The organism is Streptomyces lavendulae subsp. lavendulae (assembly GCF_002803845.1).
GTDB classification, from domain to species: domain Bacteria; phylum Actinomycetota; class Actinomycetes; order Streptomycetales; family Streptomycetaceae; genus Streptomyces; species Streptomyces lavendulae.
Window position 1 is genome coordinate 7,861,891 of the sequence record NZ_CP024985.1, and the last position, 24,830, is coordinate 7,886,720.

23 protein-coding genes are annotated in these 24,830 nt (G+C 73.9%); 14 read left to right on the top strand and 9 right to left on the bottom strand.

The genetic code is table 11. The features are described from left to right. Positions 1-8 precede the first annotated feature (8 nt). The 4 genes from SLAV_RS35240 (at position 9) to SLAV_RS35255 (ending at position 5,199) form a co-directional block, all read left to right on the top strand. On the top strand, positions 9-1,232 hold the full coding sequence (locus SLAV_RS35240; protein WP_030230148.1) for an MAB_1171c family putative transporter: 1,224 nt from the start codon (positions 9-11) through the stop codon (positions 1,230-1,232). After that, on the top strand, positions 1,229-2,797 hold the full coding sequence (locus SLAV_RS35245) for an amidase (protein ID WP_030230151.1): 1,569 nt from the start codon (positions 1,229-1,231) through the stop codon (positions 2,795-2,797). Before SLAV_RS35240 ends, SLAV_RS35245 begins: the two co-directional genes overlap by 4 nt. 483 nt (positions 2,798-3,280) lie before the next feature. Continuing rightward, on the top strand, positions 3,281-4,390 hold the full coding sequence (locus SLAV_RS35250; RefSeq protein WP_030230154.1) for a M20 family metallopeptidase: 1,110 nt from the start codon (positions 3,281-3,283) through the stop codon (positions 4,388-4,390). Positions 4,391-4,665: 275 nt separating this feature from the next. Continuing rightward, positions 4,666-5,199: a hypothetical protein gene (locus SLAV_RS35255; RefSeq protein WP_030230156.1), complete on the top strand. Its 534-nt coding sequence runs from the start codon at positions 4,666-4,668 to the stop codon at positions 5,197-5,199. 55 nt (positions 5,200-5,254) lie between these two features. Here the strand turns inward: SLAV_RS35255 and SLAV_RS35260 are convergent, their stop codons facing one another. Continuing rightward, positions 5,255-6,448 carry a CopD family protein gene (locus SLAV_RS35260; protein WP_051840971.1) on the bottom strand — a complete coding sequence of 398 codons (1,194 nt, stop codon included), beginning with the start codon at positions 6,446-6,448 and terminating at the stop codon, positions 5,255-5,257. A 218-nt stretch (positions 6,449-6,666) separates the two neighbouring features. Between SLAV_RS35260 and SLAV_RS35265 the strand changes: the two genes are divergently transcribed. Further along, positions 6,667-7,035 carry a hypothetical protein gene (locus SLAV_RS35265; RefSeq protein ID WP_030230162.1) on the top strand — a complete coding sequence of 123 codons (369 nt, stop codon included), beginning with the start codon at positions 6,667-6,669 and terminating at the stop codon, positions 7,033-7,035. 64 nt (positions 7,036-7,099) lie between these two features. Here SLAV_RS35265 and SLAV_RS35270 read toward each other — a convergent pair whose 3' ends face one another. Next, positions 7,100-8,038, bottom strand: coding sequence for a D-alanyl-D-alanine carboxypeptidase family protein (locus tag SLAV_RS35270; RefSeq protein WP_051840997.1), 939 nt, complete (start codon positions 8,036-8,038; stop codon positions 7,100-7,102). A 289-nt stretch (positions 8,039-8,327) separates the two neighbouring features. On the opposite strand from SLAV_RS35270, the gene SLAV_RS35275 reads away from it, so the two are divergent. Next, positions 8,328-9,509 (top strand): hypothetical protein, encoded by a 1,182-nt coding sequence (locus SLAV_RS35275; protein ID WP_158740674.1) that lies wholly within the window; start codon positions 8,328-8,330, stop codon positions 9,507-9,509. Positions 9,510-9,584: 75 nt separating this feature from the next. After that, positions 9,585-10,688 carry a hypothetical protein gene (locus SLAV_RS35280; RefSeq protein ID WP_158740676.1) on the top strand — a complete coding sequence of 368 codons (1,104 nt, stop codon included), beginning with the start codon at positions 9,585-9,587 and terminating at the stop codon, positions 10,686-10,688. A 42-nt stretch (positions 10,689-10,730) separates the two neighbouring features. On the opposite strand, the gene thpR is transcribed toward SLAV_RS35280, so the two are convergent. Continuing rightward, positions 10,731-11,351: an RNA 2',3'-cyclic phosphodiesterase gene (gene thpR, locus SLAV_RS35285; RefSeq protein WP_030230171.1), complete on the bottom strand. Its 621-nt coding sequence runs from the start codon at positions 11,349-11,351 to the stop codon at positions 10,731-10,733. A 229-nt stretch (positions 11,352-11,580) separates the two neighbouring features. On the opposite strand from thpR, the gene SLAV_RS35290 reads away from it, so the two are divergent. Then, positions 11,581-12,510, top strand: coding sequence for a hypothetical protein (locus tag SLAV_RS35290; protein WP_335341801.1), 930 nt, complete (start codon positions 11,581-11,583; stop codon positions 12,508-12,510). Positions 12,511-12,567: 57 nt separating this feature from the next. Further along, entirely contained in the window at positions 12,568-13,233 is a 666-nt protein-coding gene (locus SLAV_RS35295) for an HAD-IA family hydrolase (RefSeq protein WP_030230176.1), read from the top strand. A 12-nt stretch (positions 13,234-13,245) separates the two neighbouring features. On the opposite strand, the gene SLAV_RS35300 is transcribed toward SLAV_RS35295, so the two are convergent. After that, entirely contained in the window at positions 13,246-13,842 is a 597-nt protein-coding gene (locus SLAV_RS35300; protein WP_030230178.1) for a TetR/AcrR family transcriptional regulator, read from the bottom strand. 152 nt (positions 13,843-13,994) lie between these two features. On the opposite strand from SLAV_RS35300, the gene SLAV_RS35305 reads away from it, so the two are divergent. Continuing rightward, entirely contained in the window at positions 13,995-15,476 is a 1,482-nt protein-coding gene (locus tag SLAV_RS35305; RefSeq protein WP_051840974.1) for an amidase, read from the top strand. Here the strand turns inward: SLAV_RS35305 and SLAV_RS35310 are convergent. Beyond that, positions 15,449-16,480: a saccharopine dehydrogenase family protein gene (locus SLAV_RS35310; RefSeq protein ID WP_030230182.1), complete on the bottom strand. Its 1,032-nt coding sequence runs from the start codon at positions 16,478-16,480 to the stop codon at positions 15,449-15,451. The two genes, SLAV_RS35305 and SLAV_RS35310, sit on opposite strands and share 28 nt — an antisense overlap. Positions 16,481-16,577: 97 nt before the next feature. Here SLAV_RS35310 and SLAV_RS35315 point away from each other — a divergent pair, with 97 nt between their 5' ends. Together SLAV_RS35315 and SLAV_RS35320 are read left to right on the top strand one after the other, a co-directional pair. Beyond that, a complete protein-coding gene (locus SLAV_RS35315; protein WP_037687410.1) occupies positions 16,578-17,534 on the top strand; it encodes a helix-turn-helix domain-containing protein in 957 nt (318 codons plus the stop codon). Between the two features lie 312 nt (positions 17,535-17,846). Continuing rightward, positions 17,847-18,050, top strand: coding sequence for a cold-shock protein (locus tag SLAV_RS35320; RefSeq protein ID WP_030230186.1), 204 nt, complete (start codon positions 17,847-17,849; stop codon positions 18,048-18,050). Between the two features lie 65 nt (positions 18,051-18,115). Here SLAV_RS35320 and SLAV_RS35325 read toward each other — a convergent pair whose 3' ends face one another. After that, complete coding sequence (locus SLAV_RS35325) at positions 18,116-19,330, bottom strand: cytochrome P450 family protein (RefSeq protein ID WP_030230189.1); 1,215 nt, start codon at positions 19,328-19,330, stop codon at positions 18,116-18,118. A gap of 211 nt (positions 19,331-19,541) precedes the next feature. Between SLAV_RS35325 and SLAV_RS35330 the strand changes: the two genes are divergently transcribed. Further along, a complete protein-coding gene (locus SLAV_RS35330; RefSeq protein ID WP_158740678.1) occupies positions 19,542-19,910 on the top strand; it encodes a hypothetical protein in 369 nt (122 codons plus the stop codon). A gap of 50 nt (positions 19,911-19,960) precedes the next feature. Further along, positions 19,961-20,935 (top strand): TAXI family TRAP transporter solute-binding subunit, encoded by a 975-nt coding sequence (locus SLAV_RS35335; protein ID WP_234333616.1) that lies wholly within the window; start codon positions 19,961-19,963, stop codon positions 20,933-20,935. A 4-nt stretch (positions 20,936-20,939) separates the two neighbouring features. Here SLAV_RS35335 and SLAV_RS35340 read toward each other — a convergent pair whose 3' ends face one another. Genes SLAV_RS35340 through SLAV_RS35350 form a run of 3 tightly spaced genes read right to left on the bottom strand, consistent with a single transcriptional unit; the run spans position 20,940 to position 24,572 of the window. Further along, on the bottom strand, positions 20,940-22,334 hold the full coding sequence (locus SLAV_RS35340; RefSeq protein WP_030230195.1) for a HAMP domain-containing sensor histidine kinase: 1,395 nt from the start codon (positions 22,332-22,334) through the stop codon (positions 20,940-20,942). Further along, the gene (locus SLAV_RS35345) at positions 22,331-23,080 is read right to left on the bottom strand and encodes a response regulator transcription factor (protein WP_051840980.1); all 750 of its coding nucleotides are present in this window, start codon (positions 23,078-23,080) and stop codon (positions 22,331-22,333) included. The genes SLAV_RS35340 and SLAV_RS35345 overlap by 4 nt, the downstream gene beginning before the upstream one ends. A gap of 49 nt (positions 23,081-23,129) precedes the next feature. Next, positions 23,130-24,572 (bottom strand): MFS transporter, encoded by a 1,443-nt coding sequence (locus SLAV_RS35350; RefSeq protein WP_234333618.1) that lies wholly within the window; start codon positions 24,570-24,572, stop codon positions 23,130-23,132. Positions 24,573-24,830 lie beyond the last annotated feature (258 nt).

Genomic DNA, 24,830 nt, shown 5'->3' on the forward strand with positions numbered 1-24,830 from the left:
AGGGACCCGTGAAAGACGTACTTCACCCCCTGTGCCTGGCCATCGCCGGTACGGGCTTCCTGATCCTCTTCCGCGACCTGCGGCGCAGCCGCCGCGACCCGGCGCTCGTCGCCCTGGCCTTCACCTACGGCTTCTCCGCGCTCAGCTACGCCGTCTCCCTCACCCCCGTCTGGGTACGGATCGACGGCCTCCTCGGCGTCCCCAACATCGTGGTGCCCATCGCCCAGGGCTTCGTGATGCTCGTCCTCGCGCTCCAGGCCACCGTCCTGGCGCACTGGTCCAAGCCGCTCGACGAGGCACGCCGCCGCAGCCGCCACCTGCTCCTCGCGGCCGGGGCCGTCATCGCCACCATGGCCGTGCTGTTCGCCCTGCTCACCCCGGCCACCACCCGGCCCACCGACTTCTCCCTCTACTACGCCCACGACCCGGTCTTCCAGGCCTACGTCCTCCTCTACTTCGGCATGTACAGCGTGGCCGAGATCTACCTGGCCCTCTCCTGCTGGAAGTACGCCCGCACCGCCACCGACCGGTCCATAGCCTTCAGCCTGCGACTCGTCGCCGTCGGCGCGGTCATCACCCTCGGCTACAGCGGCATCCGCATCGCCGCCGTGGTCGGGGCCGAAACCGGGTTCAGCGTCGCCGGCCTCAACGGATTCGCCTGGGCCTGCGGGGACATCGGCGCCACCCTCACCCAGATCGGCTACCTCATCCCCACCGTCGCACGGCGCACCACCAGCGCCCTCGACTGGAGCGCCACCCACCTGCGCTACCGACGCCTGGCCCCCCTCTGGACCGCCCTCGACCAGGCCGACCCCGGCATCACCCTGCGCCGACCCGCCCGCCAGCGCCAGGACGTCCTGCGCGGCCGCAGCGCCCACTTCCCCCTGCTGCGCCGCCGCGTCGAGATCCGCCAGGGCCAGAAACTGATGCGCCGCTACCTCGACCCCACGCTCCGGGAACACGCCGAGGACCGCCGCCGCGCCGAAGGCCTCACCGGCGCCGAGCTCGTCGCGGCCGTCACCGCCGACCAGATCCACGCCGCCCTCGTCCGCCACCGGGCCGACGACCCCGTCGCCACACCCGCCGAGTACGCCGACGCGACGCTCCCCCTCGCCACCACCGAGGACGAGCTGCTCCACCTCCAGCGCGTCGCCTCCTACTTCACCCCGCCCACGCCCGAGCGCCGCGACGCCTCCGACACCCGCGGCATCACCTCAGGAGCCCGCCCGTGATCCTCCGCCGCACCCTGATCGTCGCCTGCACGGCCGTCGCCGCGGCGGCGGCGATGGCCGGCACACCCGCGGCCGCGCGCAACCGCGCCGCCGGCGCCCGCCCCCCGCGCGCGGACCTGCACCTCGCGCCCGCCCACGAACAGCTCGCCGCGCTGCGCCGACGCACCGTCACCAGCCGGGCCCTGCTGGAGCAGACTCTGGCGCACATCGACCGGACCAACCCGGGCCTCGGCGCCGTCGTCACCCTCGACGCCGACGGAGCCCGTGCGGCGGCCGACGCGGCCGACCGCCACCTCGCCGCGACCGGCAAACCCCTCGGCGCCCTCCACGGCCTGCCCATGACGCTGAAGGACGCCCTGGAGACCAAGGGGCTCCGCACCACCTGCGGCTCCCCGGACCTCTCCGACCACGTCCCCGACCGGGACGCCGACACCGTGGCGCGGCTGCGCGCCGCCGGCGCCGTCATCGTCGGCAAGACGAACGTCCCCGTGATGTGCCAGGACCTGCAGACCTCGAACCCCCTCTTCGGCACCACCCGCAACCCCCACGACGCCACGAAGACCGCGGGCGGCTCCTCCGGCGGCCCGGCCGCCGCCGTCGCAGCGGGCCTGACCAGCCTCGAAGTCGGCTCCGACCTCGCGGGATCGCTCCGCCTCCCGGCCGCCTACTGCGGCGTGTACGCGCTGCGGCCCAGCGGCGGCATCGTGCCCACCCGCGGGCACATCCCGCGCCCGCCCGGCTGGCTCACCAGCTCCGACATGCTCACCCTCGGGCCGATCGCGCGCGACGCCGAGGACCTGGGCCTCCTCCTCGACGTCCTCGCCGCCCCCTCCCCGGCCGACTCCGCGGCCTGGCGGATCGACCTCCCGGCACCCCGGCGCGGCCGCCTCGCGCAGTACCGCGTCGGCGTGTGGCAGGACGACCCGTACTGCCACGTCGACACGGACACCCGCGAGCTCCTGGAACGGGTCGCCGCACTCCTGCGGACCGCCGGGGCCACCGTCGACGACACCACCCGCCCGGTGGACCTCGCCGGCAGCGACCGCCTGTTCCAGCGCCTCATGTACGCCACGGCCAGCGCCACCGCCCCCGACGCCGGATTCGCCGAGGACGTCGCCGCCGCCGACAAGATCCCCGCCGACGACCCCCGAGGACTCTTCCTGCACTCGCGGACCATGCGCCACCGGGACTGGCTGCGCGCGAACGAGGAACGCGAGGAACTGCGCGGCCGCTGGGCCGACTACTTCGCCACCCACGACGTCCTGATCACCCCGGCCGCGCCGACGGCCGCCGTCGACGACCAGACGGACACGCCCGTCCCGGGCCGGCACATCACCGTGGACGGTGTGAAGCGCCCGTACTTCGACCAGACGGCCTGGCTGAACCTGGCCGGCCACGTCTCGCTCCCGGCCCTGGTCATGCCCGCGGGCCGGACCGCGGCCGGGCTGCCGCTCGCCGTCCAGATCATCGGCCCCTACCTGGCCGACCGCACGGTCGTCGACCTCGCCGGGCAGCTGGCCCGCAGGCTCCCCGATCCCGTGCGCCCGCCCACCGCCACCGGCTGAGCGGGCCCCAAGACCGGGCTCGTTCTGCCCCCACGGGGGTGGGGCGGGGCGAGCCCGCACGACGGAGGGCCCCGGGTTCACCCGGGGCCCTCCGTGCTGCCGTCCGCGGGGCCGTCGGCCCCGCCAAGACATGAAGGGCCCGGATACCGACGGGGGATGCAGTATCCGGGCCCTACGATCATCATCCTAATACCCCGTGCCCCGACGCCGGGAGGCGGTCCGCTCGGACGGGTCGCGCCGATCCGACGCGGGTCCTCCGCCTCCAGCGGATCGACCCCGCTGCCCCTCGGCTCCAACACGTCGGCCCCGTGGCATCGGAATCGATTGCCGGAAAGCCACCCGATGCCCCGGAAGGACCAACGCGGGTGTGGGGGAGCGGACTTGTGGGGGGGCCGCCCGGTACCCGTGGCCCGGCCGCGGCGGCGCCGCGACACCCGTCGGGGCCGGTCCGCACGGCCGGGGCACGCCACGTATCCTTGGGGCATGAGGAAGCACAGGAGCGTCGACGTGCGGGTCGACTCGATGCTCGACGACTTGCGGACGCTGGTCGAGGTCGAGTCCCCGTCGCGTGATCTCGACGCCCTGGGCGCGTCGGCCAAGACGGTGGCGGAGGTCATCGAGAGCCGGCTGGGCGGGCAGGCCGTCCTGGTGGAGAGCGAGGCCGGGCCGCACGTGCACTGGTCCGGCGGCGGCGATCCCCGGGTGCTCATCCTCGGACACCACGACACGGTGTTCCCGCTGGGCACGCTGGAGCGGCGGCCGTTCCGCGTGGCGGACGGGCGTGCCACGGGCCCCGGCGTCTTCGACATGCTCGGCGGACTGGTGCAGGCCGTGCACGGACTGGCCGCGCTGGACGACCTGTCGGGCGTGGAGATCCTGGTGACCGCCGACGAAGAGGTCGGTTCCGGGTCCTCCCGCGCGCTGATCGAGGAGCGTGCCCGTGCGTGCGGCGCGGTGCTCGTGTTCGAGGGCGCGGCCGACGGCGGGGGACTCAAGACCGGCCGCAAGGGGTGCGGCACCTTCCAGGTGTCCATCACCGGCCGGGCCTCGCACGCCGGGCTGGAGCCCGCGGCCGGGGTGAACGCGCTGATCGAGGCGGCACACCAGGTCCTGGCCATCGACGGGCTGAACCGGCCGGAGGCCGGGACGACCGTGACGCCGACCGTGGCCTCGGCCGGGACCCTGGACAACGTGGTTCCGGCGGCAGCGACCGTGATCGTCGACGTACGGGTGGAATCGGCCGCCGAGCAGGAGCGGATCGAGTCGGCGTTCGCCGCGCTGGTTCCGCACCTGGACGAGGCGCGCATCTCGGTCCGCGGCGCCGTGGGCCGGCCCCCGATGCCGGAAGCGGCCTCGGCGGAACTCTTCGAGGTGGCCCGGCGCCTCCAGCCGGGCATCGAGGGCAAGGCCGTCGGCGGCGGCAGCGACGGCAACTTCACGGCGGCACTGGGCGTGCCCACCCTCGACGGGCTGGGGGCGGTCGGCGGCGGCGCCCACGCCGACCACGAATACCTGGTGGTCGACGCGATGGTGCCGCGCGCCCGCCTCGTCACCGGACTCGTCGAGGCGATCCGCGCCTCCCGGGAGGCGTGAGCGCGCCACCTCCGGGCGGCGGACACGGCCCGGCGGGTGACGCCCGCTGCGCCGATGTGGGGTCGCTCCGTTGACAGCCCACCGCCCACGTGCGAAAACATCAGTAGGCCGTCTACGGCCCGTGCCCCCTGCACGACGCGCGAGAGCCACCTCGACACGCGCTCGCCGCCAACGAGCCGAGCCCGCCGAGCCCGCCGCGTCGGATTCCCTGCCCCGCACCTGAGACCGCCGACCAGGGCACACACCACCGCATTTCGTGAACGAACGGTTTCCCTATGACCATGTTGCCCGCATCGCGCGTCGCCGGACGGACCTGGACGGTCCGCCTGACCGGCCACGCGGACCACACCGTCTCCGTCACCTGCAGCACCGGCGCCTGTCGTATGCCGCCCCGTTCCAAGGACACCGTGGCCATGCGGCGCTTCGCCGCCGAGCACATCAGGGCGCACGCCCGGCTGGCCACCGTACGCCCGAACGCCGCATGTGCCTGCCGTGCCGCCGACTGCTCCTACCACGAGGACAGCCGGGCGTCCTGCACCGGAACGCCCCTGCTCGTCCTCATCCACAACCCGGCCGTGGGGCAGGTCTGGACGCTCGCCGAGATCTGCCAGGCCTGCGCGCGCCTCATCCACCACATCACCGTCCTCGGACGGGCCCAGGGTGCGGCGCCCGCGCCCCGGACGCAGCCCGCCGCCGAGACCGCCCCGGCGCGCGTGGCCGTGGCCGGCGGGTTCTCCTCGCCCGAGGCGGCCCCGGAGGCCGTCCCGCGCCGCCGTCCGCACCGCGGCGGCCCCCGCCGCGCGCGCTGACGTACATCGGGGCAGGAGGCGTCGGCGCCGGTCCGTCGGCCCCGGCCCGCGGGTGTCAGCCCGAGGGCGTGGGCGTGGGGATCGCCGCAGGCGCGGCGGCCGTGCGGCGGGCGAGGGCGTCGGAGGTCCGGACGGTCATGTAGAGCGAGGCCACGAGGGTGAGGACGAGGACGGCGCCCAAGGCGAAGACGCTGCCGCTCGACACGGCGGCCTCGCTGCCCGCCTCGGTGCGTGCCGAGCCGCCGAGGAAGGGGACGACGGCGAGGACGGCGACGCCCAGGGCGACCTCGCCCCAGACCACCTTCGGGAAGTGCCGCAGCGTCAGCTGCGCGAGCGAGGACCGGTCGTCTTCGCGGCGGGCCCTGACGATGCGGGGCATGAGCCAGAACTGGTTGACGCCGCCGGCCGTGACCATGCCGAGGACCAGGAGGATCTTGACGAGGAGGAAGAGTCCGTAGGTCGTCGTCCACAACTGGCTGACGGCGCCGACGTGCTTCCAGCTCATCCACAGGCCGGAGGTGAACACCGCGCCGACGCAGACCAGGGCGACGAGGGAGAAGCGCCGCCAGATGTCGGCCCACAGCCCGCCCGCGTTCTCGCCCGGCCGGCCGCGGGAGGCGGAGAGCGCCGTGAGGAGCGCGAGGCCGCCGATCCACACCACGCCGCTGATGATGTGGGTCTGACCGAAGACGAGGTCCAGGACCTTGTCCGCGTCCTTCGGTTTGGTGGCCGGGACCGCCGCGATGAGGGTGATCGCGAGCGTCAGGGGCAGTGCGGTGAGGACCAGGGCGTCCGTGTGCCGGCGCGCCTTGGGGAGGAACAGCGCGATCAGGACGGCCGCGGCGAGGAGCAGCGCGACGTTCTGGACGAGGTAGAGCATGCCCTGGGCGATCCACGCCCCCTTCCCGGCGGGCGCCGTGAGGAAGTCCGCGACCGCGCCCGGCGCGAGGGCGTCACCGAACGGCATGCCCTTTCCCGCGCGGGCCACCCGGGCGGCGAGCTGGAAGTAGCCCGCGACGAGCAGGACGACTCCCGCCCAGGCCAGGTAGCCGGCGGTTCTGCGTCTGGTCGCCCCGGCGTCCTCGGGCGGGACGCCGGCCCCCTTGAGGGCGGGGCGCACCGACGCGGCGTACGTCACGGTCGCGCCGATGGTGCCGCAGAGGCCGACGAAGTAGCCGCTCTTGGTGAGGACGCGCCACAGGGGCGGTGTGGTGTAGCCGGTCGAGGCAGCCAGGTGTATGAGGTTCATGAAGGGCAGGCTAACCTAAGTTCGAACGATTTCCGGCAGGCCAATTCAAGCCGTTATCTGAGGGATCGTGTGGGGTTGTTCGGGGCGGCGGGTCGCACCACGGCCGGATCCGTATGGTGCGTTTCAGGCCGGAAACCCGCTGTTCGGAACGGATGTTCGGGCCGTACTAATTGCTCCTGGCCCGACCGGCCGTCCATCACCCGAAGGAGTCACGACCCATGACCCGCCTCCGCACCACCGGCATGGCCCTGGCCGGCGCCGCAGCCATGTTCGCCCTGACCGCGGCCCCCGCCCACGCGGCCCCCGGGGACGTCACGACCTCCTGCGCGAGCGTGGTCACCCCCACCGGCTACGTCGACGTCAGCTGGGGGTACAGCGCGAGCTGCGGCACGCAGAGCTTCAACCCGAACATCAAGCAGATCAAGCAGCTCACCGGCCTCCCTGTCGGCACGGTGGTCCAGGCCTGCGGCTCCACCTACCAGCCCGCAGGCTGGATCCAGACCGCCTCGTACTACAGCAGCAGCTGCGTCTACGCCGCGAACGGCGGCTTCAACAACAACGCGTGGACGCTGAAGCGCGTCTCCTGACCGCTGACGGCCGGCGCCCGCCCCCTCCGTCGCAGGAGGGGGCGGGCGCCGTCGTGCGGTGCGGTCAGTCGCGGACGTCCGGGACCGGCTCGGTGCTGCTGCGCTGGAGCGCGGCCTTGGAGCCGGCGGCCGGGCCCAGGGCCCAGTCGGACAGCGCCATGGAGTCGGCGTAGCGTTCCTCGTCGTTCAGCAGGACCCCGATGACCGTCTTGCCGTTGCGGGTCACCGAGAAGACCAGGCATTTGCCGGCCGCCGTGCCGGTGCCGGTCTTGATGCCGGTCGCGCCCGGGAAGCCGTATCCGGTGGGGCGGGGCTGCACCAGGAGGTTGGTGTTGCTCCAGGTTCCGAGGGTGGAGGTCCCGCCGCTGCTGTACGAGGTGGTCTTCACCAGGGTCTGGAACAGGGTGTTGGTCATCGCGTACCGGGCGAGCTTCGCGAGGTCGCGCGGGGTGGTGCGGTTGTTCCCGGTCGGTGAGATGCCGTCGAAGGTGTCGTAGAGGGTGTTCGTCATACCCAGCGCCTTGGCCTTGGCGTTCATCTTCGCGATGAAGTCCGCCTTGCGGGCCGCGATGGTGGATCCCGAGCCGAAGGTGTCCGCGAGCGCGTACGCCGCGTCGCAGCCGGACGGCAGCATCATCGCGTACAGCAGCTGACGGACCGTCGGAGTCGCGCCCGCCTTGAGCTGGGCCGAACTCGCCCCCTCCCGGTAGACGTAATCGAGGTACTCCTGTTTGACGGTGACCCTCCGGTCGAGGTTCAGACCGGGCAGGGTGGTCACCACCGCCGCCGTCATGATCTTGGTGGTGCTCGCCATCTGGCGCCTGGTGTCGGGGGCCTTGGAGGTGAGCGTGGCCCCGCTGTTCGCGTCGAGGAGGAAGGCGCCGGCGGCGGTGAGGGGCGGCGCGGCGGCTGCGTGGGCCGGCACGGACACCGTGAGCAGGGCTCCGGCGGCGATGGTGACGGCGAGTGCTCCGCGTGCCCGGCGGAGCAGATGTGTGATCAAGTCGGCCCCCGTGGTGGGAGAAGAGGTGGAGGGGCGGAGCGCCTCGGCGCCCGCGCCCACCGGGAGGGTACGCAGTCCGACACGGCCTTGGGCATACCGCTGCACCGGCGGATCCGGATCGGTTCCCCGTGGAGGCCCGTCCGTCGAAAGGGCGACCGCTGTCCGCATGAACTTTCGGGATGTCCGGACCCGGGTGCCGGGGGCCCGCGGGCGCGACCGGTACCTCTGGTGGGTCGTGACGGTGGCTGCCCGGCAGCCGGTCCTGGAACCGATGATGAGGGAACCGCACATGAAGAACCGACTCCTGCTCGCCGGATCCGCCGTGTTGGCGGGCATCGGCCTGTGTGCGGCGACGGCGCCCGCCGCGGCGGCCCCGGCCCCGCTGGCCATCGGCGTGGCGTGCGGTGACACCGCGGGACTCGTCACCGCGGTCCACCGGGCGAACGCCAGGACCGAAGGCGCCACGATCACCCTCGCCGAGAACTGCGCCTACCGTTTCGAGGTCGACTACGGGAACTCGGGCACCGCCCTGCCCGCCGTCACGGGCAGGGTCTCCCTCATCGGCGAGCACACGACCCTGATCCGCTCCGTACGCGGGGGAGTGCCCCGCTTCCGGATCCTCGCGGTGAACGAGCGCGGCCGGCTCACCCTCAAGGGCGTCACCGTGACCGGCGGCCACACCGACGGCGACGGCGGCGGCATCGCCAACGAGGGGACCCTGTGGATGGAGAACGGCAAGGTCACCGGCAACCGGGCCGCGGGGGCCGGCGGCGGCATCTCCAACGAGGGCGGCGAGGTCACGCTCGTCCACAGCGAGGTGCTGACCAACGCGGCCACCTCCACCGCCGCTTCCGCTTCCGCCCCGTCCGCATCCGGCGACGGCGGCGGTCTCGACAACGACGCGACCGGTCTGCTCACGCTCAGGAAGAGCATCGTCGCGGGCAACACGGCGGACGGCGACGGCGGCGGCGTCCGCAACCGGGGCACGCTGATCGTCGAGTCCAGCCACTTCACGCAGAACGAGGCCCGCGACGCCGGAGGCGGCATCGGCAACCTGGGCTCCGCCCGGATCGAGAACAGCAGGTTCCTGGAGAACCGCGCGGGCCTCGACGGCGGCGCCGTCGACAACGGCGGGATCGCGACGCTCGAAGTCCACGGGACCGCCTTCGTCGACAACAAGGCGGGCAGGGACGGCGGCGCCATCGGGAACGAGGGCGTCGCCCTGGTGAAGGACAGCGAGGTCGAGGGGAACCAGGCCGGCCGGGACGGCGGCGGCGTCCACAACGAACAGGAAGAGGGCTCCGCGCCCACGCGCCTGACGCTCGACCACACCAGCGTCTCGGAAAACCGCGCCGCCCGCACCGGCGGCGGCACGCACAACTCGGCCGGCGCCGAGCTGCTCCTGACGGAGAGCGACATCACCGGGAACCTGCCGGTGAACTGCGCCGACACGGTATCCGGCTGCTCCTGACACCGGCCCCCGGGGCCGCCGTGCCCCGGCGCGGAACGGCGGGTTAACGTGTCCCTTCCTACGAGGGGGACAGCGATGTCGCACAACACGGGGTGGGAACACCACCACCCGCAACAGCCCGCACCGCAGTGGGGAGGCGGCTGGGCGCCGCCTCCGCCCCCGCCGCAACCGGGCGTCGTGCCCCTGCGGCCGCTCGGGGTGGGCGATCTGCTCGGCGGCGCCTTCTCCGCCTTCCGCCGCTACTGGAAGCCGCTGGCCGGGGTGATCCTCGGCGTACAGGGCATCGGGATCCTGCTGGTGGCCGTCGCGATCGGGGTCGCCGCCCTGAGCGTGGACACGCACTTCGCCGAGGTCTTCGACCCCGCACCGGGGGAACGGCCCACCGGCGCCGACGTGATGGCCCTGCTGGTGTACTTCGTACCGGCCCTGGTGCTCATGCTCGTCACCATGGCGCTGGGCATGGCGATGATCGCCGCCCTGTGCCCCGCGGTGATCCAGGAGGCGGTGCTCGGCCGCCCCACGACCTTCCGCGCGATGTGGCGGCGGTGCTGGTCCCGGATGCCGTCCGTACTCGGCGTCGTCCTGCTCGTCGGGCTGATCGCGGGCGGGCCGGTCATCGTCCTCTACGTCGTCTGCTTCCCGCTGGTCTTCATGGCCTCGGACGGCTCGGGCCCGCCCGCCGCCGTGTTCCTGATGTTCCTCGGTGTGCTGCTCTGGATACCCGTGTCGGTCTGGCTCGCGGTCCGGTTCAGCCTCGCGCCCGCCGTCGCCGTCTGCGAGGGGCTCGGCCCTGTCGCGTCGCTGCGCCGCTCCACCCGCCTGGTCAGCGGCGGCTGGTGGCGCGTGTTCGGCGTCTCGCTGCTCGCGTACCTGCTGTCGGCGGCCGTCGGCTACATCATCCAGCTGCCGTTCACCTTCCTCGGCATGTTCGCGCTCTTCCCGAGCATGCTGGCCGCGGGCGACGAGGCCTCGGACGCCACCGTGCTGATCGTCGGCATCGTCGTGTACGCGCTCTGCGTGCTGCTCGGCATCGTGATCAGCGGGGTGTTCCAGTTCGGCTTCCCCCAACTGGTCGTCTCCCTGCTCTACGTGGACCAGCGGATGCGCAAGGAGAACCTCGCCGAGGGCCTCATCGCCGAGGTCCACGCCCCCACCGTTCCGGTGCCCGGCCAGGTCTGACGCACCCCGCCCGCCCGGAGGCACGGCCCCGGGCGGGCCGGTTCAGCCCTCGCCGTCGAAGCCCCAGGACTCGATGTCCCGGTAGTGGATCGGCCCCGGACCGCGCCCTATGTTGCTGCCGACCAGGTGCAGGCGCTCGGCAGGCCAGGGGCGGCCGGTGAAACCGGTCAGCCCGGCGGCGGCCTCCACGGCGGACGAGTGCGCGCCCCGCCGCGAGCGGGCGAGCGTCAGGTGGGGACGCAGCGGACGTTCCCGGAAGTCGATCCCGCACTCCCGGACCAGGGCCCGCACGTCGGTGGCGAGCCGGTGCAGTCCTTCGAGGTCCCCGTCGATCCCGGTCCACAGCACCCGCTCGTCGAAGTGCCCGCCGCCGCGCAGGGACAGCCGCAGCGGCGCCCGCGAGGCCGCCAGAGCGGCGAGCGCCGGCCGCAGCGGCGGAACGGCCGCCACCGGGAGCTCTCCGAGGAACGCCAGCGTGATGTGCCAGTCCTCGATCCGGTTCCACCTCATGCGCGGGTGGGCGTGGTAGGCGGGTCCCAGCTCCCGCTCCAGCTCCGCCTTCGCGTCGTCGGGCGGGGCGAGGGCGACGAACACGCGGACGGTCGGGGCCGTACCCCGTTCGTCCGCCGGGGGCTGCGTCGCGTGCTCGGGCGTTTCGGTCATCTTCTGTTCCGTACGTGCGGTGCGGCCGGGGCCGGGCAGCGCGGTGCCCCCGCGTCCCCACGCGGGGAGCCTACCGGGGGCCCCGGACCCTCAGGGTGCCGGGGCCGCCCGCCGGGGGAGCGGGACGGTGGCCGAGTCCCGCCGGTGCCCCTACCGCCCGCGGACGCCGACGGCTATTGCTTGACGCGACACGTGGCAGGGGTGTGGCGGCGGGGGAGGACGGTGCGCGATGACACGGCCGGCGAACAGCGGGGGCAACGGCATGCGGGACGGCCGGGAGGACGGCCCGGAGGAGGACCGGGAGGCTTCGGCGGGCGGCGGGCCCGGGATGACGCCGTTCGACGAGATCTACGACCGACCGGACCCGAGGGACTTCTTCCGCGGCCTCGGCCGCTGGCAGTACCGGACCCCGCACCACGCGCAGGACGTCTTCCGCCGCCTGGTGGCCGCACGCCGGCGGGCCGGCGCCGCCGAACCCCCGGCCGTCCTGGACATCTGCTGCTCCTACGGCATCAACGCGGCCCTCCTCAACCACGACCTCACCCTGGACGACCTCTACGCCCACTACACGTCGCCGCGGGCGGCCGCACTCACCACCGCGGAGCTGATCGAACGGGACCGTGCCTACTACGCGGCCCGCCGGCGCCCCGACGCCGTGCCGGTGATCGGGCTCGACCCGGCCGCCGGCGCCATCGCCTACGCCTGCTCCGTCGGCCTGCTGGACGAGGGGTTCGCCTCGAACCTGGAAACGGAGCCCCCCGGCGCCCGCCTCCTGGCCGCCGTACGCCGCGTGGGGCTGATCACCGTCACCGGCGGCGCGAGCTTTCTGTCCCCCCGGACCTTCCGGCCGCTCCTCGGGGCCGCGCGGGAACAGGTGTGGGTCGCGGCGTTCGTCCTGCGCACCGGCTCGTACCGGACCATCGCCGACGGGCTGGCACCCTTCGGGCTGATCACCGAGAAGGTGGCGGAACCCACGTACCCGCAACGCCGGTTCACGAGCCCGGCCGAGCAGCGGCACGCCGTCGACGCGGTGACCGCCCTCGGCGAAGACCCCCGCGGCAAGGAGGACGCCGGATGGTTCCACACCGCGTTCCACCTCTCGCGGCCCTCGCCGGACACGACGGCCGTCCCGCTCTCCACCTTCCTCCGCGAGGTATGACCCCGGCCGGCCCGGCCGCCGGACGGCGCCACGGACCGGCGGTGGCATGATCGGCCCGTGACCAGCGAAAGCAACCAGCCCACCGGCCGCCGGACCCACGTCCTGTTCGACGTCGACGGCACACTGATCGACGCCCTGGACAACCAGCGCCGCGTCTGGCGGACGTGGGCGCGGCGCCACGGACTGGACCCCGACGAGGTCCACCGGGTCGCCCTGCGCACACGGCCCGTGGAGACCTTCGCGCAGGTCGCTCCGGACCGCGATCCGCAGGAGTGCCTGGCGGCCCTGCACGAACTGGAGGACGAGGACGTGCGGTCCGGCGTCTACACGGCGTTCGACGGCGCGGCGGAGCTGCTGTCCCGGCTGCCGTCCGCGTCCTGGGCGTTGGTGACCTCGAACTACGAGCACCGCGTACGCGGCCGCTTCGCCCGGACCGGCCTGCCCGTCCCGGCCCTGATCGTGGACGCGGCCGCCGTCGGGGAGGGCAAACCGTCACCGGCCCCCTACCTCAGTGCCGCCGCCCGCCTGGGCGCCGACCCGCGGGACTGCCTGGTCGTCGAGGACGCCCCGTCGGGAGTGCTGTCGGGACTGCGCGCCGGGATGACGGTGTGGGGGGTCAACACCCCGCACGCGGTGGAGGGCGTGCACCGCCACTATCCGACCCTGCGCGAAGCCGTCCCCGACATCCTCGCGTTCGCCTCCGCGGGGCGCGGGTCCCGGTAGGCCGGGTGGGGCTCAGTCCGTGAAGAGGGCGGTCAGATGGGCGTCGAGGACGTCCTGGGCCGCCCGGGGGGTGAGGTGCCCGATCAGGACGTGCGCGGTGAGGCCGTCCGCGAGGGCGAGGAGGGTCCGGGCCTCGCGCCGCGGGTCCACGGGGACGGTGCGCGCGGGGTCTTCGAGGGCCTCCGCGACGAGACCGGCGAAGGACTCCTCCAGCGCGGCGTAGCTCGCCTTCAGGGTGCCGGCCAGGGCCTCGCTGACCGCGGCCTGGGCGACGAAGGCGAGCCAGACCCTGGCCTCGGCGCGGTGTTCCTCCCGTAGCAGCGCGACCTCCGTGGCCGCGTGGCCCAGGGCGGTCGCGGCCGACTGGGCCGGGCTCCTGACGAGGCGGGCCCGGACGCGGCTCCCGATCCGCTCGCCGATGTGCCCGAGCGCGAAGACGAGCATCTCCTCCTTGGTGCGGAAGCAGCGCTGCACGGCGCCCATCGACACCTGTGCGCGGGCCGCCACGTCGCGCAGGGTCACGCCCTCCAGGCCGTGCTCGTCGGCGAGTTCGCAGACGGCCTCGGCGACGATGCGGCGCCGGTCCGCGTGGTCCACCTGTCTGGGCATGTCCGTTCGCCTTCCCGGTACGGGGCTGTCGGTTTCCGGTCCGGAGTTTATCCGATGCGCCCGCATCGGTTTGCGGGCTACAGTTCCGATGCGCTCGTATCGGAACGTGCGGGCGAACGTGTACGCGAAGGTCGACGGGAAGGAGGCGTGCCATGCGGGACGCCCTGTGGAGGATGACGGCGGGCGCACAGGCGAGGGCGGTGCGCGAAGGGGAGGTATCGGCCCTCGAACTGGTCGACAGCCACCTGGAACGCATCGCCGAGGTCAACCCGCGGGTCAACGCCGTGACGGCCACCCTCGCGGACCGTGCCCGGGAGGCCGCCGCGCGGACGGACCGGCGCCGGGCCGCCGGTGAGGTGCTCGGGCCGCTCGCGGGCGTGCCGTTCACCGTGAAGGAGAGCACGCCGGTCGAAGGCGTACCGACCACCTTCGGGGTCGAGCGCTTCCGCGACCTCCTCGCCCCGGCCGACGCGCTCCCCGTGGCACGGCTGCGCGCGGCCGGCGCCGTCCCCGTCGGGCACTCCAACATGCCGACCCTGGTTCTCGCCGGGATGCACACGCGCAGCGAACTGTTCGGGGACACCGTCAACCCGTGGGACCCCGCCCGGACCCCGGGCGGCACCAGCGGGGGCGACGGGGTCGCCGTCGCCACCGGCATGGCGGCCCTCGGGCTCGGCAACGACTCCGGCGGATCGGTCCGCATCCCCGCCCAGTTCTGCGGGGTGGCCGCGCTGAAGCCGACCAGCGGGCGCTTCCCGGCCGACCGCCGCGTCATCGGCCCGGACGACCCCGGCCCCGCCTCCCAGTTCCTCGTCACCGACGGCCCGCTGGCCCGCAGCGTGGACGACCTGCGGCTGGCCTACGAGGTGCTGGCCGGACCCGATCCGCGCGACCCGCTGGCGATGCCCGTACCCGCCTACGGAGAGCCGCTGCCCGGCCCGGTGAAGGTCGCGGTCGTCACGGACCCCGGGGGCCACGGCGTGCACCCCGCGGTCCGCGCCGCCGTCGAGACGGCGGCCGCCGCCCTGCGCGACGCCGGGTACGACGTACGGGAGGTGCCGGACGTCCCCCGGCTGGACGAGGCCCTCGACGCCTACGGGCGGATCACCGCCACCGAGTTCGCCCCGGCCTGGCCGGTGGTGCGCGGGCTGCTCGGCAAGGGCGGGGACCGCTACATCGCCATGGCGATGGAACGCACCCCGCCCGCGACCGCCGACGAACTGGTCGCACTGATGGGCACCTGGCTCGGCATCCGCCGCTCGTGGGCCGAATTCCTCGACGGGTACCCGCTGTTGCTCGGCCCGGTGTTCACCGAGCCGCCGGTCGAACCGGGCCTGGAATCCCGCGACCGGGCCGGCCGTGACCGGGTCGCCACGGCCATGCGCCTGTGTACGGTCACCAGCTTCGTCGGCGTGCCCGCCGTGGCCGTGCCGACCGGTGTGACGGACGGGCTGCCGTGCGGGGTCCAGATCGTGGGACGCGCGTTCCGCGAGGACCTGTGCCTGGCCGCGGCCCGTGCGGTCGAGGAACGCCTCGGCGTCCTGGCCCCGATCGATCCGCGCCAGGAGGCCCGGGCGGGGGCCGCGCCCCTACGGGTACCCGCGCCTCATGCCGGGAGGTCGACCGAGACGTAGGGGGCCAGGGCCCGCAGGAAGTCCGCCGCGTCGAACACGGCGCCCGCCGAGACCACGCCCGTGGCCCGTGCCCGGCCGCTCAGCAGGCGCTGGACGGCCTCCACCGCCAGCGGGGCGGTGACCGCGTAGATGTCCTGCCCGCGCGCCGTGGCGCGCCGCTCCGCGCCGTCGGTGCGGACCAGGACGTCGACGGCGAAGAGCTGGGCCGAGCGCCCGAGCGCGTCCACCGCCTCGGGCACGGGCGTGTCCTGGGCGGCCAGGTCCCCGGCCGCCTCCACGCTCATGTACGTGCGGACCTCCGGCACCTCCAGGTGGCTCGGCACGGTGACGACATCGGCCATCGTGAACTCCGCGATCACCGGCCGCCGCCCCAGCGGCTCCGGGAAGTCCCAGTGCACCTTGCGCGGTTCGTCGTCGTGGTACCGCAGCGCACCGTCCGCGAAACGCACCCGACGGCCCCCGCGGCGCTCGTGCGACACCGCACCGGCCGCCCGCGTGCCCTCCGTGGGATGCCAGCTGTCCAGCCCGTACGCCACGTGCACCTCGTCCGCCGCCGTCCGCCCTCCCAGGGCCGCGGTCACCAGGAGGTCGCCCAGGCCGCCGTAGAACGCCATCGCCGGCACCACCGCCACCCCGGCCCGCCGGGCGGCCTCCGCGTGGTCGGCGAACGTGGCGGCGTTCGCCTCGATCTCCGCCGCCACGTCCACGTACGGGATCCCCGCGCGCAGCGCCGCCTCCACCACCGGGCCGGCCGTCACCGCGAACGGCCCGGCGCAGTTGATCACCGCCGCCGCGCCCGCCAGGGCCCGGTCCAGGGCGTCCGGATCGTCCACCCCGGCCGCCCGCACCACCACCCCGCCCCACTGCGCGGCCAGCTCCTCCAGGCGCTCCGCGTTCCGCCCCGAGACCACCGTGGAGACACCCCGCCTCAGGAGCTCGGCCACCACGAAACGCCCCGTGTGCCCGGTCGCCCCGTACACCACCACTGCCGCCGCTGTACTCATCGTTCCCCTGCTCTCGCCGTGTCGATGAGACGAGTCTGTCCGTGGGGGACCCCCGGGTGTGATGGTCCGGAACGACGCCGTGCGTACACTTTCGGACATGCCGACCGTCGCACTGCTCGCCGCTGGTGACCTGCTCCACTTCGAACTGGGCGTGGCCTACGAGATCTTCGGAAATCCCCCGCGCGAGGCCGTGGACGGCTGGTACGACGTGCTGCTCTGCGGGCCGGGCCCGGTCCGGGTCGGGCCGTTCCGGGTCGAGCCGGACCACGGGCTGGAGCATCTGGCCACCGCCGACACGGTGATCGTCCCCGCGTGCGCGGACATCGACGTACCGCCGTCCCCGGAACTGGTCGACGCCGTCCGCACGGCCCACGAGGCGGGTGCCCGGGTGGCCTCCCTGTGCACGGGGGCGTTCCTGCTCGGCGCCGCCGGACTGCTGGACGGGCGGCGGGCCACGACCCACTGGGCACACGCCGAGGAACTGAGCACCCGTCACCCCCGGGCCGTGGTCGACCCGGACGTGCTGTACACGGACAACGGCAGCGTGCTCACGGCGGCCGGGAAGGCCGCCGCCGTCGACCTCTGCCTGCACCTGGTCCACCTCGACCACGGCGCGCTCATCGCCAACTCCGTCGCCCGGCGCCTCGTCATGCCGCCCCACCGGCCCGGCGGGCAGGCCCAGTTCGTGGCCTCGCCGGTGCCGGCCAGGGGCGACCACGTACTGGCGGACCTGCTCGCCTGGGTCCTGGAACGGCTGGACCGGCCGCTGACCGTGGCCGACATGGCCAGGAAGGCGAACACGAGCCCGCGCCACCTCGGACGTCAGTTCCGGTCGGTGACCGGTCAGCCGCCCCTGCAGTGGCTCCTGACCCAACGGGTCAGACGTGCCCAGGAGTTGCTGGAGGCCACCGGCATGAGCGTCGAGTCGGTCGCCCTCGCCACCGGGATGGGCACCGCGACCACCCTCCGCCGCCAGTTCAAACGCACCGTCGGGGTCCCGCCGGACACCTACCGCCGCGCGTTCCGCAGCGCCAACCCCACGCCCGACCCATAAACCCTCGTACATCGTGTTTCGTGTGAAATGGTGCAGAAGTGATGAGGTGACGAGAACAGCGTCAACGAGGGGTTTCCGTGACGATATGGCCCATCACGGGTGCCGCGCCCCGCGCGAGCGACCCGATTTCGTGACAGTGATCGTTGCTCTCTGGTGGGCGCCGGTTCCGACGTGTAGCGTCTGCGGCAGCTGTCGTGGTTCGCAGTACCTGCCCGCGCCCTGGCGTGGGCGCTTTGCTGTGCAGTGCAGGACCAGGGCGATCACCTCCGGGTCCGCGCGGTGCGGATCCGACATCGACTGAGAGGCACGGCCATGGCCAGCGGCATCGTGAAGTGGTTCAACTCCGAAAAGGGCTTCGGTTTCATCGCGCAGGACGGCGGCGGTCCGGACGTCTTCGCGCACTACTCCAACATCAACTCCACCGGCTACCGCGAGCTCCAGGAAGGCCAGGCCGTGACCTTCGACGTCACGCAGGGCCAGAAGGGCCCGCAGGCGGAGAACATCACCGTCGCCTGACCCTGCCGGCCAGGCACACCCGCCGCCCCGGAGCACCCGCTCCGGGGCGGTTTCGGTGCCGCGTCCTACCGGACCGCCGTCACCGGAAGCTCCCGCAGGGCGCGGAACCTGAAGGTGCTGTGCCAGCGGAGCCCGTCCGCCCGGCGGGCCGGCCGCAGGCCGGGGAACCGGTCCACGACCGCCCCCAGCGCCAGCGTGAGCTGCAGCCGGGCCAGGGGCGCCCCGAGGCAGTAGTGCATGCCGTGCCCGAGGGCGAGGTGGGCCTTGTCGGCGCGGTCGATGTCGAAACGGTCCGGATCCGGGTAGCGGTCCGGGTCGCGGTGCGCGGAGGCCAGGGCGAACAGGACGGTGTCCCCGGCCGGGATCCGTACGCCGCCGATCTCCACCGGTTCCGTGGGGAAGCGCCGGATCGCCGTCTGGTTGGGGCTCGTGTACCGCAGGAGCTCCTCGACCGCGTCCGCCATCCGCGCCGGCTCGGCCCGCAGGCGGGCCAGCTGCTCCGGGTGGTCGAGGAGAGTGAGCACGCCCGCGCTGATGACGTGCTGGACGTTCTCGCTGCCCGCCCCCAGGATCAGGAAGGCGAGCGAGACGAGCTCCTCCTCGGTGAGCCGGTCACCCTCGTCGCGGGCCGGGATCAGGTCCGAGAGGACGTCGTCGCCGGGACGGGCGCGCCGTTCGGCGACGAGGCCGACCAGGAAGCGGTGGACCTCACCGATGGCCCGGACCAGTTCCTCGCGGGAACCCGGGGTGAGCATCGTCGAGATCCAGCCGGAGAACCGCTCCCGGTCCCCTGACGGGACGTCGAGCAGGGCCCCGATGACCCGCAGTGGCAGCGGCCGGGCGAACTCCGCCACCAGGTCGGCCTCCCCGCCGCCGTCGAGCCGCCGGGCCAGGTGACCGGTCCGCTCCTCCACGGCGGCCCGGACGGTGTCCCGCAGCCGGTCCACGTGCCGGGGGGTGAAACCGCGGGCCACCAGCCCGCGCAGGCGCAAGTGGTCCTCGGGGCCGACGTTGAGCAGGTTGGCGTCGAGCGCCGGCGGCAGGGAGAAACCACTGAAACCCGTGGCCGAGTGCTTCTTGTCGACCGAGAGGCGTTGGTCGGACAGCCCCGCGCGGACGTCCGCCTCGCGCACCACCAGCCACACCGGGGAACCGTCGGGCAGCGCCACCCGGTGCACCGGACCGGCGGCGCGCAGGGTCGCGTAGACGGCGTGGGGATCGCGTGCGAAGGGTTCTCCGAACGGCTGCGGCAGGGTTGCGTCGTGCGATATCGGCGTCATGCGCCTTCCTTACGTGCCCGGGTCGGCCGGACGCGGCCGCAGGTCGGGGCCGTGGTCCGGGTGATCTTCACCATCATCGACGACGTATCCTCGTGACCGTCTCCCGCGGGGCGGGGGAGGAACACCGGCCGCCCGGGCTTTTCGCGAACTGCACGACAGCAGCCGACAGGACTCCGACGGGGCCGAGTTCACGGTCACCCCCTCCCGGGTCGTGACCGGGACGGAAGCCGACGTGGACGGCTCCGGCCTGAAGAAGGACGCGAGCGAGGGCCCGCAGGTCCCGGTGTTCGTCCATTCGACGCTCACCCACAAGAGCGGCCCGGCGATGCAGGTCCGCGACATGGACGACGACCTGATCGTACGGACCGACTCCGGGCTGCGCACCAAAGCCCTCATCGTCATCATGGGGTCGGCGAAGTGGGCCGACTGCCCCGGCGTCGACGACAACAAGAAGCTGACGCCCGGACAGTCGGAGCAGGTCTGCGCCGCCTTCCTGATCCCCGCGAACCAGAAGGCCGCGGCGGTGGAGCTGAGCCGCGGCTTCATGAAGCCGCCGCTGGAATGGCCGGTCAAGAACTGACCCGTCCCGCCCGACCGGGGCCGCAGCGCGGTCCCGGCTACGCTGTCGCCGTGGCCGGCACGGGGATGAGTCGTCGACGGGTGATGGGTGCCGGGTGCGGCGCGGTCGCGTCGGCACTGTCCGGATGCGCGGGGGCGCCCGCCCCGGCGCGGCCGCTGCGGTTCGCCACCGGTCCCGAAGGCGGCCCGTACAACGCGTTCGGGCAGGCCCTGGCGCGGGCGGTGGCCGAACCCGGCGACCACGGACCGCGGATCCTCCCCGTGACCACGGCGGCGAGCGTGGACAACCTGCGGCAACTGGACGAGGGCACCGTCGATCTGGCCCTCGCGATGGCCGACGTGGCCGAGGACGCCCTCCTCGGCCGCGAGCCGTTCCCCCGGCCGGTCACCGGCCTGACGGCGCTGGCCCGGGTCTACGTGAACTACACGCACCTGCTGGTCCCGGCGGACGGCCCGGTGCAGGAGGCCGGCGCCCTCGCGGGCCGGCCGGTCGCGGCCGGCGCCGCCGGATCGGGGGTGCAGGTGGTGGCGGGCCGGATCCTGCGGGCCGTCGGCCGGGACGGAGCCGCCGCGGCGCCGCTCGAACGGCCCCTGGGCCTGGCCGAGTCCGTGCGCGCCCTGCGCGGGGGCGAGGTCGACGCGCTGTTCTGGTCCGGCGGCGTGCCCACCCCCGCCCTGGCCGCACTGGCGCGCGAACTCCCGCTCCGCTTCCTGCCGTTGGACACCCACGTGGGGCCGCTGCGCGAACGCTACGGTCCGGTCTACACGGCGGTCACCCTCCCGGCCGGGGTGTACGGACTCGCGGAGCCGGTGGGCACCATCGGCGTCGGCAACTACCTCCTGGCCCGCCGCGACGTACCGCGCGAAGCCGTCCGGGCCCTGCTGCGGGTGGTGTTCGACCGGTGGCGGGACCTGCTGCGCGAGGTCACCGCCGGGGCACGGCTGGAGCCCCGGTTCGCCATCTCGACGGGAAGGGTGCCGCTGCACCCCGGCGCCGTGGCCCACTACCGCTCGGTGTACGGCTGACCGCTCACGGGGCCGGCAGCCGCAGTTCGACGGCCAGGCCGCGCGGCGGGTTCGCCCCGGCCGTGAGCCGGCCGCCGCTGGTCCGGGCGATCTCGTCGGCGATGGCCAGCCCCAGCCCGCTGCCCCGTACGTTCTGGTGCTCCGGGGACCGGGCGAACCGGCGCATCAGCAAGGGGAGTTGGTCCGGAGGCACCCCCGGGCCGTCGTCGGCGACGCGTACCACGGCGTCCCCTGCGGCGGACCGGTGGACGCTCACCTCGACGCGTCCGCCGCCGGGCACGAACTTCACCGCGTTGTCGAGGAGGGCGTCCAGCACCCGGCCCACCGCGTCCGGCAGGGCCCGTACACCCAGGGCGTCCGGGAGCCCGTGCACCGTCAGCTCCAGTCCCGCGTCGCGGAACACCGGACGCCAGGCCGCCACCCGTTCCCGTACCGCGCGCGCGGCGTCCTGCTCGCACGGTTCCGCCGTGCCGGACTCCACCCTGGCGAGGGCCAGCAGTCCGTCCAGCAGCTCCTCCAGGCGCTCCGCCTCGTCCAGGGCGCGCGCGTGCTCGGTGCGGCCGGGGCCGGGGGCGAGGTACGGTTCGACGTTCTCCATCTGCAGCACCAGCGTGGCCAGGGGATTGCGCAGCTGGTGGGAGGCGTCGGCGACGAAATCGCGCTGGCGGCCGAGGGAATCGGCCAGGGCCTGCGCCATCGTGTTGAAGTGCCTTCTGAGGTGCCGCAGTTCGGGCGGACCGGTGTCGGACACCGCCCGCGCCTGGAGCCGTCCCGCGGTCAGCCGCGCCACCGCCCGGTCGAGATCGAGGACCGGGCGCAGCAGCCAGCGGGCGATCCCGAAGGCGACCAGGGCGGCCGCGGCGAAGGCGGCGAACGCCCCCACGGCGATGAGGGACCAGCGGACCGTCACGTCCCGGCGGGCCGCCGCGGTGGGCAGGGTCATCAGCACGGCCCCGCTGACCCGCTCGTCGCGGCCCACCGGCTCGGCCACCACCACGGTCGCGGGCCCCCAGGGACGCAGGGCCGGCAGCCGGTCGGTGGAGCGGCCGGTGAGCGCCCGGGCGAGGGCGTCCGCCGCCGGGGAGGAGTCAAGGCCGGTACCGCCGTCCGGGGAAGGGGCCGTACCGGCCCGCGCGAGCGTCCCGCCGGCCGTGTCCACCACGGCCACCGAGGCCCCGTAGAGCTGCGCGTACCGCTCGATCTCGTCGGACAGCTCGCGCCGGTCGGCGGCGGTGCGCATCCGTTCTGCGAGGTCCGCGAACCGTACGGCCTCCGACCGGCGTTGCAGCAGCAGGTGTTCGGTCCGCCCGCGGGCGTAGGCGTCGGCGAGGGGCAGGCAGAGCAACAGGGTGGCCGTGCCCATCAGCACCAGCAGCACGGCGAGGAGCCGGCGCCTCACCGGGCGCGGTCCGCCTCGTCCGGCGGGCCGCCGTCGCCGTCGCCGTCGCCGGTGGCGGGGTGGCCGAGCCGGTACCCGTACCCGCGGACGGTGCGCACCAGCCCGGAGCGGCCGGTCTTGGCGCGGATGCCCGCCACGTGGACGTCCAGGGAGCGGGAGGCACCGAGGAAGGCGTCCCCCCAGATCCGGTCCATGATCTCCTCGCGGGAGTGCACCTCGTCCGGGCGTGCGGCCAGGAAGGCCAGTACGTCGAACTCGCGCCGGGTCAGCCGGACTTCCGTCCCCGCCACCGTCACCGTCCGGCCCGCCGGATCCACCTCGACGTCCCCGGCGCGTACGGGACCGTCGCGGTGCTCGCCGTGCCCGGCCCCGGCGTCCGGGCGGCCGGTGCGCCGGTCCGTGCGGCGGCGTACGGTGTCGATGCGCGCCATCAGCTCGGCCATCCGGAACGGCTTGACGACGTAGTCGTCGGCGCCGGCCCGCAGACCCTGGAGGACGTCGCGTTCCTCGCAGCGCGCGGTCACCACGATCAGCGGCGCGTCGCAGACGGTGCGCAGCCGCCGCAGGAGTTCCAGTCCGTCCAGGTCGGGCAGGCCGAGGTCGAGCAGGACGAACTCGGCCTCGCGCAGGTGCAGCAGGGCGTCCAGGGCCCGGCCGACCCGTCGGACGGTGTGGCCGCGCTGGGCGAGGGCGGTGCCGAGGGCCTGGGCCATCCGGTCGTCGTCCTCGACGAGAAGCGCGTGCACCGCCCGTTCCCCCTCGTCCGATGACCCGTGCCGTGGCCGGGACAGCAGCCTACGGGAGCGGCCGTCCCGGGGGCACCGGCGCGTGTCGGTGTGCGGCCTCCACCGCTGGGGCCGGGGACGCCCCGGTGTCCGGGCGGGCGTCGGCCTCGGCCTCGGCGCGGCTGAGCGCGGTATCGCGGGTGTCGGGCATCAGGACGTAGGTCACGAGGGAGACCAGGGCGCACCCGGAGACGTACCAGAAGAACAACTTCTCGTGGCCGCCGCTCTTGAACCACAGCGCCACGTACTCGGCCGTGCCGCCGAAGAGCGCGTTGGCGATGGCGTACGGCAGCGCCACGCCCAGGGCCCGGACCCGGGTCGGGAACAGCTCCGCCTTCACGGCGGCGTTGATGGAGGTGTAGCCGGTGACGATCACCAGCGCCAGGAGGGACAGACCCAGGGCGGACCAGTACGAGGACGCCGACCCGAGCGCGGTCATGATCGGGTAGGTGCCGACGGTGCAGCCCACGGCGAAGGTGATCAGCAGGGGGCGCCGCCCGATCCGGTCGGACAGCATCCCGGCGAAGGGCTGCAGCACGGCGAAGAGGGTGAGCGCGGTGAAGCTGACGAGGGTGGCGGTCGTCTTCGCCATGCCGGCGCTGCCGACCAGGTACTTGGTGAGGTAGGTGGTGTACGTGTAGTAGGCCACGGTCCCGCCGAGCGTGAGGGCCATGACCAATCCGGCCTGCCGCCGGTGCTGCCACAGGACCTTGAGGGTGCCCCGGGTGCTGTCGTCGCCCGCGTCGGCCCCCTCCGCCGCCTGCTCGGTGAAGGCGTCGGTCTCCTGCAGGCGCCGCCGGATCCAGAAGACGACGACGGCGAACAGCGCGCCGAGGACGAAGGGGATCCGCCACCCCCAGCTCTCCAGCTGGGCGGTGGTCAGCGTGTGCTGCATCGTGATCAGGATGCCCAGCCCGAGCAGTTGGCCGCAGGTCATCGACACGTACTGGAACGAGGAGCCCAGGCCGCGCCGGTTCCGGGCGGAGGCCTCGGTGAGGTAGGTGGCGCTGGCGGCGTACTCGCCGCCGATGCTCATGCCCTGGAGCAGACGCGCGAGCAGCAGCACCAGGGCGCCGAAATAGCCGGCCTGTCCGTACGTCGGGGCGACGGCGATGAGCAGGGCGGCCACCGACATCATGGTGACGGTGAGCGTGAGCGCGCTCTTGCGTCCGTGCCGGTCGGCGGCGCGGCCGAGGACCCATCCGCCGACGGGGCGCATGAGGAAGCCGACGGCGAAGATCCCGGCCGTGTTCATCAGCTGCGTGGTCGGGTTGTCGCCGGGGAAGAAGGAGTCGGCGAAGTAGATCGCGAAGCTGGCGTAGACGAACCAGTCGTACCACTCCACGAGGTTCCCGAGGGAACCGCCGATCAGGGCCGTACGCCGCTTCCGGCGTTCGTCGGCGGGCTGCGGCAGCGGCGGGGGCGGAGCGGGGACGGCGGTGGACGAGGACATGAGGCCTCCGGTCGGAGGTCCCCGGCAGGGGACGGATGAGGGGACGGGGGAGGGGACGGGGGAGGGGACGGGGAGGGCCCCGGCGGTGGGGGTGCCCAGAGCATGCGTCCACGGCCGCCCCCGTACAACGTCCGGCCCGCAGATCTAACGTCCCGCTAAGAAAGACGGCACCGGATCTGCACATTCGCGGCAGGATCCCCTTCGGCCTCACATTCCGGGGGCCCGCCTCGTCGGACCTGCGAGACACCGACGAAGGAT